Below are 15,243 nucleotides of genomic sequence, written 5' to 3'. Positions count from 1 at the left end.
GCGCCTTGACCTTACCGCGCAAGTGCGGCGGGAGGATGCGGAAGGCTTCGGCACGGCCAACACCTGGCGCCTCGGCGTCGTCGTCCAGCTGCCCGAGATCGCAAGCCGCATCAAGGCCGCCTACGGGACGAGCTTCCGTGCTCCCGATCTCTTCGATCGCTTCGGGTTCGGCGGCAACCCGCTGCTCCGCCCCGAGCGCGGCCGCAGCGTCGAGGTGGGGGCGGAAGCCGATCTCCCGCTGTTCGGTCTGGCTGACGGCGTGACGCTCGGCGCGACCTGGTTCTCGAGCAGGATCACCGACCTTATCCAGTATGTCGGCCCGTTCCCGATCGGCCGGAACGAGAACGTGGGCCGAGCGAAGATCGAGGGCGCAGAGGCGGTGCTGACGCTGCGGCCCGCAAGCTGGGCCACGCTCATCGCCACCTACACCTACACCGACGCGCGCGACGCGCAGGACGATACGCGCCTGCTGCGCCGGCCGGAACATGCGGCCTCGGCCTCGGCGCAACTCGTGTTCGGCCGCTTCACCCTGAGCCCGGAGCTCGTGTTCGTCGGGCGCTTCCGCGACGTGCTCTACACGGATGACGGGCAATTCGCCGGGCGGGGGATTTCCCCCTCCGGCGTGCTCGCGAACCTCTCGGCAAGCTACCGACTGACGGAGACGCTGAGGCTGATCGCGCTCGCACGCAACATCGGCGACAGCGACTTCGAGCCGACGAACGGCTACCGCACGCCCGGTCGCTCGGTGTTCGCCGGGCTCACGGCGCGCTGGTGATCAGCGCGTCGCGCCCGGCTGCCACAGCACCTCGGTGGCGCCGCGGCCGTTGAGCCAGCGGCCAAGCACGAACAGATGATCGGAGAGGCGGTTGAGGTAGCGCACCGCCTCTGGGTTGACCGGCTCGGCGTTGGCGAGGGCTACCGTCGCCCGCGCTCGGCGGCGCGCGCGATCGTCCGCGCATGGTGCGCCCAGGCCGAAGCCGGGCTGCCGCCCGGAAGCACGAAGGACTTCAGCGGCGGCAGCTCCCCGTTCATGCGCGCGACCTCCTCCTCGAGCCGCGCGATTTGCCCCGGAACGATGCGGAGCGCCGCGCCGTCCGCCTCGCGGGGAGCGAACGGAACACAGAGATCGGCGCCGAGGTCGAACAGGTCCTGCTGGATGCGCGCGAGCATCGCATCGGCCACGGCGAGATCCGAACCAGGCTCGCCCGCGCCGGTGATGAGCCGCAACAGGCCGATCGCCGCGTTCGTCTCGTCCACCTTGCCGATCGCCTCGATCCGCGGCGTGTCCTTGCCCACGCGCGTGCCGTCGCCGAGCGAGGTCTGCCCGCGGTCGCCGCCGCGTGTGGTGATGCGATCGAGCCTGACCATTGCCCTCCTCTCCCGTTCCGTTGCCGTGACGTTCAGTCGATGATGCGGAAGGTGATGGGGATGGCGACCTGTTCCTCGACCGGCACGCCGCCGCGCCGGGCCGGGTCGAACCGCCACTGCCAGAGCGCCTCCTGCGCCGCCCGGTCGAGCAGCAGATGGCCGCTCGATCGCAGGACGTCCACTGCCGACGGAGTGCCCGCGGCGCTGACCGTGACCGCGAGCACCACCGTTCCCTCGATCCGCCTCTGCCGTGCCTCGAGGGGCACGACGGGATCGACGCGGCGCCCCACCGTCGCCGGGCGTGTGTCGAGGGCGAGGGCGGCGGCACCGAACCCGGCCGACTCCTCCGCCGCTCTGCTCCAGGCCGAGGCGGCAGGCGCCGTCGCGCCGGGAGACTGCCCGCTCCGCCGTGCCTCGGCGCGGCGCGGCGGCGGCTCAGGCGGCGGGGGAGGCGGCAGGGGCAGAGTGGAGGCCGTCGGGGCGGCGGTGGCTGCCTCCTCGTGAGGGGGCGGAAGCGTTTCCGCGGGCGTCCGTGCCGCGGTCTCGGCCACCGCCTCGACCGTCGCCTCCGCCGACGCGGCCTGGTCCATTGCCGCTTCCGCCGACGCATCGTGCGCCATCGCGGCCGGCGGCGCGCTCTCTCGAGCCTCGGGCGCTCGGTGCGCGTCACGCGGATCCGGCGGCACTCCCTCGACATCCTCGGCCTCCTCGCCGCCGCCGGGCGAGAGAACCACGGGAATGCCAGGGGCTTCGCCCGCAACGTCCGCCCCTCTGCGCAGCACGCCGGTCGGCAGGATCAGGGCAAGTGCTGCGGCGTGCAGAAACAGCGCGGCTGCGGCCGCCACCCTCATGGCAGAACCCTCGGCATCGCGTCGGTGCCGATTCTCACCCCGAACACCCGTCCTGCGTGCTCGGGCGTCATCACCTCCTCGGGCGGGCCGTCCGCCGCGATGCGACCCGCGGCGAGGAGCACGATCCGGTCGGCGAAGCGGGCGGCGAGCCCGAGGTCGTGCAGAACCACCGCCACCACCCGGCCGCGTTCCGCCTCGCGGCGCAACAGGCGCATCAGGGCGAAGCTTTGGGCAGGGTCGAGATCGGCGGCAGGTTCATCGAGCAAAAGCGCGTCCTCCCCGGTCGCGAGCGCGCGCGCGAGCATCGCCCGCCTTGCCTCGCCGCCGGAGAGCGTGTCGACCCGACGTTCGGCGAGCGCCTCGAGCCCACAGGCGGCAAGCGCGGCCGCGACCTCTGCCTCTCCCCGGTCGCCATGCGGCAGACGGCCGAGCGCCGCGACCTCGCGCACCGTCATCCCCCATGCAGCACGGGCTCCTTGTTCGAGCCAAGCGACACGCCGCGCCCGCTCGCGCCGATCGAGGCGGGCGAGCGGCACGCCCTCGAGGCTCACTCCCCCTGCATCGGGAACCAAAAGCCCCGCGAGCACGGAGAGCAGCGTCGTCTTGCCCGCCCCGTTCGGCCCGGCGAGAGCGGTGAGCATGCCGCGCTCGAGAATAAGCGAGACGTCGTCGAGCACGCGCCTCTCCCCGCGACGAACCACGAGGTCACGCGCGGCGATCACGACCGCCCGGCTTGCGCGACCGCGAGCTGCAGGAGCATCGGCGCCCCGAGAAGCGAGGTCAGCACCCCGAGCCGAAGCTCCTGCTGAAGCGGAAGGAGGCGCACGAAAATGTCGGCGGCGAGCACGAGGGACGCCCCGCCGAGAGCCGAGGGCAGGAGCAGCGCACCCGGCCCCGTTCGCCGGCGGCAAAGCGCAAGAGATTCGGCACGATCAGCCCGACGAAGCCCACGCCGCCCGCGACGGCAGCGCCTGCGCCGACCGAGAGGGCCGCTCCGGCGGCGGTTCGGCGCACGGTCGCCGCGACATCGACGCCGAGGCTTTCCGCCGTCGCCTCGCCAAGCGAGAGCGCATCGAGACGCCGGCCGAGGCCAAGAAGCAGGGCAAGCCCTAGGGCGACCGCAGGCAGGGCGAGGGCCACTTCGCGCCAGCCCCGGTCCTCGAGGCTGCCGAGGAGCCACACCGTGATCTCGGCAAGAGCGAAGGGGTTGGGGGCGAAGGAGAGGGCGACCGCGACTGCCGCCCCCGTGAGAGAGGCGACGGCGATGCCCGCGAGCACGAGCGAGGCCCCGGTTCCGGTGCGTGAGGCAAGGGCGAGGATTGCGCCCGCGGCGGCGGCCGCGCCGAGGAGCCCTCCCGCTGGCAGGGCGAGCGAGGCGACCGAGGCGGCACCGTAATAGTAGGCGAGCACCGCGCCGAGGGAGGCGCCGCCCGTGACGCCGAGCAGGCCCGGTTCGGCGAGACGGTTGCGCAACAGGCCCTGCAGCGCCGCCCCGGCCGCGCCGAGGCCGGCGCCGATGCCGAGCGCAAGAAGCGTTCGCGGCGCGCGCAGCTCCTACAGGATCGCGCCGTCGACCACCCCGATCCCGGCCTGGCCGACGAGAAGCGACAGGGCCGAGAGGGTCGCGGTCAGGGTCGCAAGCCCGGGCGTCATCGGTATTGGGCGAGCAGCACGGCGGCATGGGCCGTGGCGGGGCTGCCGCAGGCAAGCAAGGCGGGGTCGAGCACGGCGCGGCGAATGCCGGCGGCGGCGATCGCCGGATGATTAGGTGAGCGCTGTCGAGAGAGAGGCAGGGCCGCCCGGGGGCGCCGTCACAAGCAGCGCGGGCGGGTCGGCGAGGAGGCGCTCGAGCGGGATGAAGCCGTAGCCCGGGTGGGCGGCGGCGTTGCGGAACCCGGCGGCCTCGAGCACCGCGTCGGCGAGCGTGCCGCGCCCCGGCGCGAAGCCGCGCGCCTGCCACACGAGCGCCCGCGGCGGCTCCCCCGTCCGTGGCGGGATGGCGACGAGTGTCGCGCGCATCTCCGCGGCGATGGCGCGCGCACGCTCCGCCTCGCCCACGGCGTCGCCCACCCGAAGGAGCTGCTCCTCGATCGCCGCGAACCCCTCCGCAAGCCCGAGCCTGAGCACCGGAACGCCGCGGCGCTCGAGCGCCTCGGCGGCCCCGCGCCCGCCCCAGGGGCCGGCGACGGCGAGATCGGGCTTGAGCGGCAGAACCGCCTCGGCCGCGGGGCGCACGCGCGGGAGGCCGCGTGCCTGTTCCGCGACCGCCGACAGTGTCGGGTCCTCGGCGAGCGGCGAGAGGGCGGCGATTCGCTCCCGCGGCAGAACCAGGACGAGGAACTGGTCGGCGCAGAGGTTGAGCGACACCACACGCTGCGGCGCTGCCGCGGCCGGGGCGGCAAGCGCGAGCGCGAAGAAGAGCGCCGCGAGGCTAGACGACAACGACACCGTGATGCTTCGCCTTGTGCGGCGGCTCAACGTGGATGGTGATGACGCTGTCGGCGATCTCCGCCTTCAACGCCTCCTCCACCCGGTCGCAGATTTCGTGCGCGGTGCCGACACGCATCTCCTCCGGCACCACGAGATGGAACTCGATGAATGTGAAGCGCCCGGCATGCCGGGTGCGGATGTCATGCGCCTCGATCGCACCGGCGGCGTGGGTGGCGACAATGCCGCGGATCCGCGCGAGCAGCTCAGGGCGAACGGCCTCGTCCATCAGCCCGCCCACGCTCTCGCGCACGAGACGCCAGCCCGACCAGAGGATGTTCAGCGCCGTGAGCGACGCAACGGCCGGGTCGAGCCAGAGCATGCCGGTGACGGCGACGAGGCCGACGCCGACGAGCACGCCGAGCGAGGTGACCACGTCGGCGAGGATGAGATGCGCATCGGCCACCAGCGCGGGCGAGCGCAGCCGCCGCCCGCGGCGGAACAGGACGGCCGCCCAGACGCCGTTGATCACGGTCGCGACCCCGTTCGCGGCAAGCCCGAGCACCGGCTCGTCCGGCGCGCGGGGCGAGAGCAGGGCGAGCCAGGATTCGCGGAGGATCAGCCCGGCGGCGACGACGATCAGCACCCCTTCGAGAACGGCGGAGAAGTACTCGGCCTTCGCGTGGCCGTAGGGGTGGTTCGCGTCCGCCGGGCGCTGCGAATAGATCACCGCCGCGAGGGCGGCCGACGTGGCGACGACGTTGACGACGCTTTCGAGCGCGTCCGCCATCAGCGCCACGCTGCCGGTGAGCCACCAGGCAGCGGCCTTGCGGCCGAGCACCAGCAGGGCGACGCCGATGCTGGTGGCGGCGAGGCTGGTCTCGCGCGTCATGGCGGCCCCTTAGCACGGGGTATGCGGGTGCGTGAAGCGACTTGAACAGCTGTTCAACTGTTGAACTGACATGCCCGCAGCGCAGTGCGCGTTGCCCTCTCCCCCTCTTCCGCGCGCGGGAGAGGGGCAGGGTGAGGGGCTCAGACCGAGAAGTACTTGGCCCGGCGGTGATGCACCACGATCGCCGAGGTGGACTGCTCGGGGTGGAGCTGCCACTCGTCCGAGAGGCTCACCCCGATCCGCTCCGCCCCCAGCAGGCGCAACAGCGGCTCCTGATCCTCGAGCCGCGGGCAGGCCGGGTAGCCGAAGGAGTAGCGGCTGCCGCGATAGCCCTGCTGCAGCATCTTCTCGATGTCGCGGTCATCTTCGGCGGCGAAGCCGAGCTCGGCACGGATCCGCTTGTGCACGTACTCGGCCATCGCCTCCGCCACCTCGACCGAGAGCCCGTGCAGGTAGAGATAGTCCCGGTAGCGGTTCGCCTCGAACCACTCGCGCGCGACATCGGAGGCCTTCTGCCCCACCGTGACCACCTGCAGCGCGATCACGTCGCGGTTCTCGGGTCCGTCGTCGATGTCGCGGAAGAAATCGGCGATGCACTCACCGTCCTCCTTTGCCTGGCGCGGCAGGGTGAAGCGCGCAAGCTCGGTGGTGCCGTCCTCGTCGAACACCACGACGTCGTTGCCCTCGCCGGCAGCCTTCCAGTAGCCGTAGATCGCCTGGGGCTTGAGGATGTCCTCCTCCTCGCAGAGCTTGAGCATGCGCTTCAGCACCGGGCGGAGCTCCTGCGTCGCCCAGCCGAGGAAGTCCTCGAGCCGACGCCCTTGTTTGCGGAAGCCCCACTGGAACTGGTAGAGCGAGCGCTCGTTGATGAAGGGCACCACCGCCCTGGTCGGCGCCTCGACGAGACGCGGCCCCCAAAAGGGAGGTGTCGGCGTCGGGTCGTTGCCGCGAAGGCGTCGCCGACGCGCTGCCGCATAGGCGCGGTCGACGGGCTGGGTCGCCGCTTCCGTCGCAGCACCAAGCGTGCGGCGCGTGTTCGAGGGCTTGCCTTTGCGCCTCGCCTGGACGGCGGCGAGATAGTCGTCGAACTGGCCGGAGACGACTTTGTCCATCAGCGAGAGCCCGTCGAACGCATCGCGCGCGTAAGCCACGCGCCCCGACCCCTAGGCTGCGACACAGTCCTGCTCGACGAAGGTTCGGGTGAGCGCGGCGCCGCCGAGCATCACCGGGATGGAGACGCCAAGCCGCGTCATCTCCTCGAGATTCTCGCGCATCACCACGGTCGACTTGACGAGCAGCCCCGACATGCCGATCGCGTCGGCGCGGTTCTCGTTCGCCGCCTTCAGCATCTCGGCGAGCGGCACCTTGATGCCGAGATTGATCACCCGGTAGCCGTTGTTGGTCAGGATGATGTCGACGAGATTCTTGCCGATGTCGTGCACGTCTCCCTTCACGGTGGCGAGCACGATTGTTCCCTTTTGCTGGCCCTCGACGCGCTCCATCAGCGGCTCGAGATAGGCCACTGCCGCCTTCATCGTCTCGGCGCTCTGAAGCACGAAGGGAAGCTGCATTTTCCCTGCGCCGAAGAGCTCGCCAACCACCTTCATCCCGTCGAGCAGGATGTCGTTGATGATGGCAAGCGGCGTATGCCCCTTGGCGATCGCCTGCGCCAGATCCTTCTCAAGTCCCTTGCGGTCGCCATCGACGATCCGCTCCTTGAGCCGTTCCTCCACCGTCTCGGCGCGCCGCTTTCGGCCCGTGTCGGCGGCCTTGCGGTCGGCGAACATGGCGAGCATCGCCTGCAGCGGGTCGTAGCCCTCGGCGCGCCGGTCGAAGATCAGGTCCTCGGCGACCTTCACCTCCTTGGGCGGGATCTGGTGCAGCGGCTTGATCTTCGAGATATGCACGATCGCCCCGGTCATGCCAGCCTTCAGCGCATGGTCGAGGAACACCGAGTTCAGCACGTGGCGTGCGGCCGGGTTTAGCCCGAAGCTGATGTTGGAGAGGCCGAGGATGATCTGGATGTCTGGGAACTCCTCGCGGATCAGCCGGATCCCCTCGACCGTCCAGAGGCCGAGCTTGCGGTCGTCCTCGTTGCCGGTCGCGATCGTGAAGGTGAGCGGATCGATCATCAGATCGGACGGCGGCAGACCGTAGCGGCCGCAGGCGAAGTCGACGAGCCGGCGGGCGATGCGGAGCTTGTCCTCGGCGGTCTTCGCCATTCCTCCCTCGTCGATGGTGAGCGCGATCACTGCCGCGCCGAACTTGCGCGCGAGCACCATGCGCTCGGCGGCCGCAGCTCCCCCTCCTCGAAGTTGATCGAGTTGATGATCGGCTTGCCGCCGTGCAGCTTCAGCGCTGCCTCGATCACGGCTGTTTCGGTGCTGTCGATGACAAGCGGCGCGTTCACCGAGGAGGTGAAACGCTTGATCACCTCCGACATCTCGAAGAGTTTGTCGCGGCCGACAAAGGCGGTGCAGACATCCAGCGCGTTCGAGCCTTCGGCGACCTGCTCGCGCCCCATCGCCACACAACCATCCCAGTCGTTCGCCGCCTGCAGCTCGCGCCATTTCTTCGAGCCGTTGGCGTTGCAGCGCTCGCCGATCGAGAAGTAGCTGTTCTCCTGCCTGAGCGGCACGGCGCCGTAGAGCGAGGCGACGGAGGGAACCCACACGCTCTTGCGCGGCACCGGGGCGGGCCTGAGCCTGCCGCCCGCACGCCGGCGCAGCATCGCATCAAGGGCCGCGATATGGCTGTCGGTGGTGCCGCAGCAGCCGCCGACGAGGTTGAGCCCGTCCTCCTCGATGAAGCGCTCGATCCAGGTGGCGAGCTCTCCCGGGGTGAGGGGATAGTGGGTCCGGCCGTCGACGAGCTCCGGCAGGCCGGCATTGGGCTGAACCGAGATCAGCCCGGGCCAGTTCTGCGCAAGCCAGCGCACGTGCTCGGCCATCTCCTGCGGCCCGGTGGCGCAGTTGAGCCCCATCAGCGGCACGTCGAGAGCGTGCACCACCGTCGCGGCGGCGGCGATATCGGGGCCGACGAGAAGCGTGCCGGTGGTCTCGACCGTCACCTGGACGAAGATCGGCAGCTCCTCGCGGCCCGCCTTGCGGCGCGCCGCCTTGCGCCGTTGACGGCGGCCTTGATCTGCAGCGTGTCCTGGCAGGTCTCGATCAGGATCGCATCCACACCGCCGGCGATCGGCCCATCGGCCTGGACGGTGAGCGCCGCCTCAAGCGTGTCGTAGTCGACATTGCCGAGGCTCGGCAGTTTCGTTCCCGGCCCGACCGAGCCGACCACCCAGCGGTGGCGCCCGTCGGCGAACTCCTCGGCCGCCTCGCGGGCGAGCTCCGCCGCGCGCTTGTTGAGCGCGAAGGCCTCGCCCTCGAGGCCGAATTCGCCGAGCGTGATCGGGCTGCCGCCGAAGGTGTTGGTCTCCACCATGTCGGCGCCGGCGGCGAAATAGCTGCGATGGATCTCGCGCACGATGTCTGGCCGCGAGATCAGAAGCACCTCGGTGCAGTTCTCCTTGCCGAGGAAGTCGCGCTCGACGTCGAGCGCCATCGCCTGGATCCGCGCGCCGAAGCCGCCGTCGCAGCGCAGAACCTGGTCCTTGAGCGCATCGAGCAGATGCGGGCGTGACATGGCGGTGTCTCCTCAGAGGACGGAGGCGATTCGCGTCTCGGCGCGCGGGGCGGGCGTCGCCGCGGGCGCGGTGGCGAGGTGGATCAGGACGGGCAGCGCTCCCTCGATCGCGACCGGCGGCGCGACCGCGAGGCCGGCCGCCTCGAGCGGGCGGGCGACCTCGGCCGGGGCGATCCCAGGGATGGTGTGGGCGAGACGGCGGATGAGGTCGTCGCGGCCGTGCGGGGCGAGGTCGATCACCGCGACCGTTCCGCCGGGGGCGACGAGACGCGCGGCCTCGGCGAGCACCACCGCAGGGTCGTCGGCGTAGTGCAGCACCATGCATAAGAGCACGAGATCGAACGAGGAATCGGGCAGCGGCAGGCGCGCCATGTCGGCCTGGCGCACGGAGCAGTGGGTGAGGCCGAGCTCGGCGATCCTCGTTCGGGCAAGCGCGAGCATGCGGCGCGAGAGGTCGATGCCGAGCATGCTCTCGGCGCGCGGGCCGAGGAGGGCGATCATCCGGCCGGTGCCGCAGCCGATGTCGAGGACGCGGCCGAGCCGCCCGCGCGGCAGCCGGGCGAGCAGAGCCTCCTCGATCGCCCGGGCGGGCAGGTCGAGCGCGCGCATCTCGTCCCAGGCGGCGGGATTGTCTCGGAACGCCGCGAGCGCCTCGCGCGCGCGCTCGGCCGCGCGGGCGGCGGCGCGCCGCCGGTCTGCGGCGCGGGTGGGGTCATCGGCGGGAAGGGCGTTGAGGGCGGCGGCAGCGAGCGCCGCGCCCGGGCCCTCGCGCGCCAGCCGGAACCACACATTTGCCCCTTCCGGCTGGCGCACCAGAACGCCCGCATCGCAGAGGAGCTTCAGGTGACGCGAGAGCCTGGGCTGGGACTGGCCGAGGATCTCGGTGAGGTCGGAGACGCACCATTCTCCGGCGGCGCAGAGCGCGACGAGCCTCAGCCGTGTCGGCTCGGCGATGGCGCGCAGGGGGGCGAGTACCTGATCCATGGGCTCCAGATGACATAAAGATATTCTTATGTCCACATGATGATCGGAGAAATGCGCGAGCCGGCACGTCGGGACGATGGCCGGATCCCGCTCCGTGTGGTCGCACCGGAGGCGGTGGCAGAGGACGTCCCGGCCGAGACGGCGGTCGTTGCCCCCGCCGGACTCCCGGTCGGCGCCGCCGCCGTGGTCGAGCGCCTCGGCCCGGCGCCGCGCCGCCATGCGATCGGATGCCCCTGCTGTTTCGCGCCGCGCGGGGCGCTCGCAAACGCGCTTTCGCGCCTCTTTGTCAGGCGCGCCCGCGGCGAGGTCGGGTTCTTCCGCGAGGTGTTCGTCGCCCTGCCCGGCGAGGAGGTGGAGGAGGCTTTCGGCGACGTTTTGGTCTCGGCACGGTTCCGGATCGAGCGCTGAGCGCGCGGCCGCCGCTGCAGTTTCGGGAAGCGATCACCTGCGCCATGGCTCCCGCGGCGGGGTTGACCGGTTGCGCCCGCCCGGCATCATCGTGCACGGGCGCTGGCAGGGCCTCGCGGCGGAGGACTCACGGCATTGGCGGCGGAGGCACGCGGAACGGTCGCGCTGCTTGGGAGGCGGAGCGTTTCGCTCATGCGCGTGACCGCGGCGAGGGTCAAGAGCAAGCGTCGCGAGAGCGGCCGATGCCGCGCGAGCGGTCGCCATGCCGCCTGAGGGGGCGAGCTCGCCCCGCCCGGGCGAGGAAAGTTCGGGCTTCGACGTCGCGCTCGATCCCCCGCCTCTCGCCGCGGTGAGCGGGGGCAATACCGGGCTTCCGGGCGTGTGGAGCTTCGCCTCGCCGCAGCCCGGGCCGCACACCTGCCTGGTTTCGTTGATCCATGGCAACGAGTATGCCGGTGCGATCGCGCTTCTGCGCCTCTTCGGGCTTGGCGGCCTGCCCGCGCGCGGGCGTCTCTCCCTCGTCTTTGCCAATCTCGAGGCCTTCGCGCGGTTCGACCGGCGGGAGCCGACGGCGAGCCGCTATGTCGAGGAGGATCTCAACCGCCTCTGGTGTCGCGCCGTTCTCGACGGCGCGCGCGACAGCGTTGAGCTCCGCCGCGCCCGCGCCCTTCGCCCGCTGTTCGACACGGTCGATCTGCTCGTGGATTTCCACTCGATGCTCTGGGACGGCGACCCGCTGATCCTCTGCGGGGCGACGGAGAAGGCGCGGCGGCTCGCGCTCGCGATCGGCTCCCCGCCGCTCGTGGTGGGCGACCAGGGGCATGTCGGCGGCAGGCGTCTGATCGACTATCGCCCGTTCGCCGACCCGGGCTCGCCGCGCGCCGCCGTGCTCATCGAGGCCGGCCAGCATTGGCAACCGGGCACGGTGGACACCATGGCCGCGAGCATCGCGGGCACCCTGCGCCACACCGGGCAGATCGACGAAGCCGCCGCCGCCAGGCTCGCCCCGCCCTGTCCCCGCCCCGCGCCGGTATTCGCCCAAGTTACGATGACCGTGACGGCGGAGAGCAGCGCCTTCCGCTTCGTGCGCCCGTTCCGCGGCGGCGAGGTGGTGCCGGAGCGGAACACGCTGATCGCCCTCGACGGCGATGCCGAGATCAGGACGCCGCACGATGACTGCATCCTCGTGATGCCGTCCTTGCGCACAAGCCGCGGGCATACGGCCGTGCGGCTCGCGCGCCGGGTCACCTGAGGCTGAGGCCGTCTCCGTAGGCGCCCCACCCCCCCCACCGCTCAGGGCAGACCCACGCCGGCGAGGATCGCCTCGAACTCGGGCAAGCGGGCGTCGAACGTCGCCTCGTCGGCGACACAGATCAGCATCACGCGCTGCAGCGGCGTGTCGAGGAAGATCAGGAGCGACCGCAGGTTCGGCCCGCTGTCGCCAGGAGCCCGCCGCAGGTCGCCGACGACGCCGAGGCCGGTGATCCCGGCATGCGTCACGATGTCGAGGACGAGGAGGTCGTAGGCCTGGGCGAGCTGGGCGGCCATCGCCTGCTGGTAGTCGGGAGCGGCCGAGCGCTGGTTCAGCTCCTCCTGAGTGAGAAAGGCGTTGGCCGGAGCCTCGACGGTTGAGAGGCGGCAGCCGGTCTCGGTCTCGCCCGGCCTGCGGATGTCGAACACCGCCCGGATCGGGCCGGGGGGAAGCGGCGGGGCGGCGGTGGCGACCGTGCCCGCGGGCGCGGTGATCGCAAGCCCCGTGGCCGGGTCGCGCAGCGTCTCCGCGAGGGCAGGGCCCGCGAGCGCGAGCGAAAGCATCAGCGCGAGGACCGGGCGCATCACGCCAGCGCCTCCGCGATCGCCCGGTTCATCGCCCGCACCCCCGCGGCCGCGCCGTCGGGGTGGCCCCAGACGGCCGAGACGACGGCGAGGAAATCCGCCCCCGCACGCACAAGCGGGGCGCAGTTTTGCGGCGTGATGCCGCCGATCGCGACACACGGGATCTCGGTCGTCTCCGTCCACAGCGTGAGGATCTCCGGGTCGGGTCGGTGGCGCGTCGGCTTGGTGCCGGTGGGGAAGAAGGCGCCAAAGGCGACGTAGTCCGCCCCCGCCTCGGCCGCTTCCATCGCGAGGTGCCGGCTGTCATGGCAGGTGGCGCCGAGCGTCCGGTCGGGGCCGAGCAGGCGGCGCGCGGCGGCGAGGTCGCCATCCTCGCGGCCGAGATGGGCGCCGTCGCAGCCGGTCTCGACGGCGAGGTCGGCGCGGTCGTTCATCAGGAACGCCACGCCGCGCTCCTGCGCCACTGGGCGAAGCGCCTCCGCCGCGCGGCGCATCGCGTCGTCCTCGACGCCCTTGAGGCGCAGCTGTACCGCCGCGACGTCCCCCGCATCCAGCGCGGCGGCGAGCGTGTCGCGGAACGTTTCGGGGTCGAATGACGGCGGGGTGATCAGGTAGAGGCGGCAGCGCTCCTCCCGCCGCCCCGCGCCTGAGAACATGGTCAGAACTTGCCCTGATAGATCTCGATGATCTTGCCGAGCATCTCGAGGGCCTGTTCCTTCGGCCGCTGGAAAGTGTTCCGGCCGATGATCGAGCCGTTGCCGCCGCCATCGCGGATTGCGCGGCATTCGGCGTAGATCCCCTCGAGGTCCTTCGCCTCGCCGCCCGAGAACACGACGATCCGCTTGCCGCCGAAACAGGCCTGCACGACATGCTCGACCCGCTTGGCGAGTGTGGAGCCGTCGATCCTCTCCTTCTCGTAGACCTTCTTCGCGGCGTCGAGCGCGATCACCTCGGTCGGCGGCTTCACCTTGATGATGTGCGCCCCCATCAGCGCCGCCATGTGCGCGGCATAGGCGCAGATGTCGAGCGCCGTCTCGCCCGCCTTGTCGAGCATCGGCCCGCGCGGATAGGACCACACGACCACGGCGAGCCCCGCGCTCTTTGCTTCTTCGGCGAGCTCGCGCAGCTCCTCCATCATGCCGAACTGCTCCTCCGAGCCCGGATAGATGGTGAAGCCGATCGCCGAACAGCCGAGGCGGAGCGCATCGGCGACACTGCCCGTCACCGCCTGGTCCTTGATCGTGGAGAGCGAGTTGGAGCTGTTCACCTTCAGGATCGTCGGGATGGCGCCGGCATAGGTGTCCGCCCCCGCCTCGATCATCCCGAGCGGCGCGGCATAGGCCGACAGCCCCGCCTCGATCGCGAGCTGGAAATGGTAGTGCGGGTCATAGGCCGGCGGGTTCGGCGCGAAGCTCCGGGCTGGGCCGTGCTCGAACCCTTGATCGACCGGCAGGATGACGAGCTTGCCGGTGCCGCCGAGCTTCCCCTCCATCAGGATCCGGGCGAGATTGGCCTTGGTGCCGGGGTTGTCGCTCTCGTAGTGGGAGAGGATCTCCTTCACACGGCGGGTGATGCGCATAGCGGCCCTGTCCTCCGTCTCGGCTCTGTCGTCGCCGGCGGTGCTCTAGACGAAATGGCCCCGGGTGTCACGCCGCGCGCCCGAGCCAGAGGGGCAGCTTGCGCACCGCGTCATAGGCGCCGAGGTCGAGGGCAGTGGGGGCGGCGCGGAGCAGGAGCGCGCCCTGCGTCGCGGCGATCGAGGCGAGCCTGAGGGCCTGCGCCTCCGCGCCGGTGAACAGCACGCCGTCCGCCCCGGCGGCGAGAGCGGCCTGCACGATCCCCGCGGCATTGCCGCAGTCGAGCACGCCTCTCGCTGCCGCGCCGGGGACCTCCTCTCGCGCCGCCTCGAGCATCGCGACCCACCACGCGGGGCCGAGCAGGCGCGCCGCCTCGGGCGCGGAGAGCAGGAGCACCGGCCGTCCGAAGGCCGCGCGCAGCACCGTGCAGGCCTGATCGAGGCCACGCACGATCACGGCCGGTGGCAGGGCGTGCGACCCGGCGTCGTTGCTCTCGCCCCGTGCTGCCTCTAGCCTGCGCGGCATGGCTTGAGCCCCGATCGAGGATTGCCCGAATGCCCGATGCCGCCGCCGCGCCGACGCTCGCAGATGCCGCCGCCGCTCTCGAGAAGGCGGTCAGCCGCCTCGAGGACGTGGCCGAGGCGCTCGCCCACCGCGCCGCCGAGCGCGCCGAGCACGGCTCGGAGGCGGACCAGGCGGCGGCCATGGCCGAGGCCGCGCGCCGGCTCGATGCCGTGATCGCGCGGCTCTCCGCCGTGCTTGAGGAGGAGTGATCCGGTGGGGCAGGTCACACTCAAGATCAACGGCTTCTCCTATCTGCTCGGCTGCCCGGACGGGGACGAGCCAAGCCTCGTGGCACTCGGTGCAGAGCTCGACCGTCGTATTGGCGCGATCAAGGCGCAGCTCGGCAATCTCGGCGAGGGGCGCCTGCTCGTGATTGCCGCGATCCAGCTTGCCGACGAGCTCGCAGACCTCAAGCGCGAGCTTGCGGCGGCACGCACCGCTCCTGACGGCGAGACGGCCCAGGCTCTGCTCGGCCTTGCCCGCCGGCTCGAAGGCGTTGCCAACCGGCTCGCCGAGGCCTAGCCTGCCAATCGCGGGGCTGCCCGGTGCGTCAGGCACGACATCCCCTGGGCCATTGTCCTTCCGATTGGGAGCTGTCCCTGTCGCGGTCGTGGCCGCGATACATGGCGCCCACCTGCGTTGAGCAGGCCTCGGCAGGATGCATCGCCAACGGCCAGGGTGGCTCCGCGCCCGC

At 71.5% G+C, this 15,243-nt stretch carries 15 protein-coding genes, 1 other RNA gene and 3 pseudogenes; 6 read left to right on the top strand and 13 right to left on the bottom strand.

Features of this window, described 5'->3' with window-relative positions; translation table 11 throughout:
- Positions 1–4 precede the first annotated feature (4 nt).
- Positions 5–775: pseudogene (locus KO353_RS04375) on the top strand (TonB-dependent receptor plug domain-containing protein); the annotation flags it as partial.
- On the opposite strand, the pseudogene KO353_RS04370 reads toward KO353_RS04375, so the two are convergent.
- From KO353_RS04370 to KO353_RS04335, 9 genes and pseudogenes are all read right to left on the bottom strand, one after another.
- Positions 776–1,368, bottom strand: a pseudogene (locus KO353_RS04370) (cob(I)yrinic acid a,c-diamide adenosyltransferase).
- Positions 1,369–1,400: 32 nt separating this feature from the next.
- Entirely contained in the window at positions 1,401–2,219 is an 819-nt protein-coding gene (locus tag KO353_RS04365; RefSeq protein WP_218286524.1) for an energy transducer TonB, read from the bottom strand.
- Positions 2,216–2,896 carry an ABC transporter ATP-binding protein gene (locus KO353_RS04360; protein ID WP_235692023.1) on the bottom strand — a complete coding sequence of 227 codons (681 nt, stop codon included), beginning with the start codon at positions 2,894–2,896 and terminating at the stop codon, positions 2,216–2,218. The genes KO353_RS04365 and KO353_RS04360 overlap by 4 nt, the downstream gene beginning before the upstream one ends.
- 41 nt (positions 2,897–2,937) lie before the next feature.
- Positions 2,938–3,051 carry a hypothetical protein gene (locus tag KO353_RS16660; RefSeq protein ID WP_268906228.1) on the bottom strand — a complete coding sequence of 38 codons (114 nt, stop codon included), beginning with the start codon at positions 3,049–3,051 and terminating at the stop codon, positions 2,938–2,940.
- Positions 3,000–3,737 carry an iron chelate uptake ABC transporter family permease subunit gene (locus tag KO353_RS04355; RefSeq protein ID WP_268906227.1) on the bottom strand — a complete coding sequence of 246 codons (738 nt, stop codon included), beginning with the start codon at positions 3,735–3,737 and terminating at the stop codon, positions 3,000–3,002. Before KO353_RS04355 ends, KO353_RS16660 begins: the two co-directional genes overlap by 52 nt.
- 246 nt (positions 3,738–3,983) lie before the next feature.
- Complete coding sequence (locus KO353_RS04350; protein WP_218286522.1) at positions 3,984–4,667, bottom strand: ABC transporter substrate-binding protein; 684 nt, start codon at positions 4,665–4,667, stop codon at positions 3,984–3,986.
- Entirely contained in the window at positions 4,651–5,538 is an 888-nt protein-coding gene (locus KO353_RS04345) for a cation diffusion facilitator family transporter (protein ID WP_218286521.1), read from the bottom strand. The genes KO353_RS04350 and KO353_RS04345 overlap by 17 nt, the downstream gene beginning before the upstream one ends.
- A gap of 140 nt (positions 5,539–5,678) precedes the next feature.
- Positions 5,679–9,180: pseudogene (metH, locus tag KO353_RS04340) on the bottom strand (methionine synthase).
- A gap of 12 nt (positions 9,181–9,192) precedes the next feature.
- On the bottom strand, positions 9,193–10,164 hold the full coding sequence (locus KO353_RS04335; protein WP_218286520.1) for an ArsR/SmtB family transcription factor: 972 nt from the start codon (positions 10,162–10,164) through the stop codon (positions 9,193–9,195).
- A 36-nt stretch (positions 10,165–10,200) separates the two neighbouring features.
- On the opposite strand from KO353_RS04335, the gene KO353_RS04330 reads away from it, so the two are divergent.
- On the top strand, positions 10,201–10,572 hold the full coding sequence (locus KO353_RS04330; protein ID WP_218287453.1) for a hypothetical protein: 372 nt from the start codon (positions 10,201–10,203) through the stop codon (positions 10,570–10,572).
- Positions 10,573–10,834: 262 nt separating this feature from the next.
- Positions 10,835–11,824 (top strand): M14 family metallopeptidase, encoded by a 990-nt coding sequence (locus tag KO353_RS04325; protein ID WP_218286519.1) that lies wholly within the window; start codon positions 10,835–10,837, stop codon positions 11,822–11,824.
- Between the two features lie 41 nt (positions 11,825–11,865).
- On the opposite strand, the gene KO353_RS04320 is transcribed toward KO353_RS04325, so the two are convergent.
- The 4 genes from KO353_RS04320 to KO353_RS04305 form a co-directional block, all read right to left on the bottom strand.
- Positions 11,866–12,411 carry a hypothetical protein gene (locus KO353_RS04320; RefSeq protein WP_218286518.1) on the bottom strand — a complete coding sequence of 182 codons (546 nt, stop codon included), beginning with the start codon at positions 12,409–12,411 and terminating at the stop codon, positions 11,866–11,868.
- On the bottom strand, positions 12,408–13,064 hold the full coding sequence (thiE, locus tag KO353_RS04315; protein ID WP_218286517.1) for a thiamine phosphate synthase: 657 nt from the start codon (positions 13,062–13,064) through the stop codon (positions 12,408–12,410). Before thiE ends, KO353_RS04320 begins: the two co-directional genes overlap by 4 nt.
- A gap of 2 nt (positions 13,065–13,066) precedes the next feature.
- On the bottom strand, positions 13,067–13,987 hold the full coding sequence (locus tag KO353_RS04310; RefSeq protein WP_218286516.1) for a class I fructose-bisphosphate aldolase: 921 nt from the start codon (positions 13,985–13,987) through the stop codon (positions 13,067–13,069).
- Between the two features lie 67 nt (positions 13,988–14,054).
- Positions 14,055–14,510 carry a hypothetical protein gene (locus KO353_RS04305; protein ID WP_218286515.1) on the bottom strand — a complete coding sequence of 152 codons (456 nt, stop codon included), beginning with the start codon at positions 14,508–14,510 and terminating at the stop codon, positions 14,055–14,057.
- A 29-nt stretch (positions 14,511–14,539) separates the two neighbouring features.
- Here KO353_RS04305 and KO353_RS04300 point away from each other — a divergent pair, with 29 nt between their 5' ends.
- The 3 genes from KO353_RS04300 (at position 14,540) to ssrS (ending at position 15,238) form a co-directional block, all read left to right on the top strand.
- Complete coding sequence (locus KO353_RS04300) at positions 14,540–14,758, top strand: hypothetical protein (RefSeq protein WP_218286514.1); 219 nt, start codon at positions 14,540–14,542, stop codon at positions 14,756–14,758.
- 4 nt (positions 14,759–14,762) lie between these two features.
- Complete coding sequence (locus KO353_RS04295; RefSeq protein WP_218286513.1) at positions 14,763–15,071, top strand: cell division protein ZapA; 309 nt, start codon at positions 14,763–14,765, stop codon at positions 15,069–15,071.
- Between the two features lie 10 nt (positions 15,072–15,081).
- A non-coding RNA gene (ssrS, locus tag KO353_RS04290) (6S RNA) lies at positions 15,082–15,238 on the top strand.
- The last annotated feature ends 5 nt before the right edge of the window (positions 15,239–15,243 follow it).

It is taken from the genome of Elioraea tepida (assembly GCF_019203965.1).
Lineage (GTDB): Bacteria > Pseudomonadota > Alphaproteobacteria > Acetobacterales > Acetobacteraceae > Elioraea_A > Elioraea_A tepida.
This window is presented reverse-complemented; position numbering and strand designations above follow the sequence as displayed.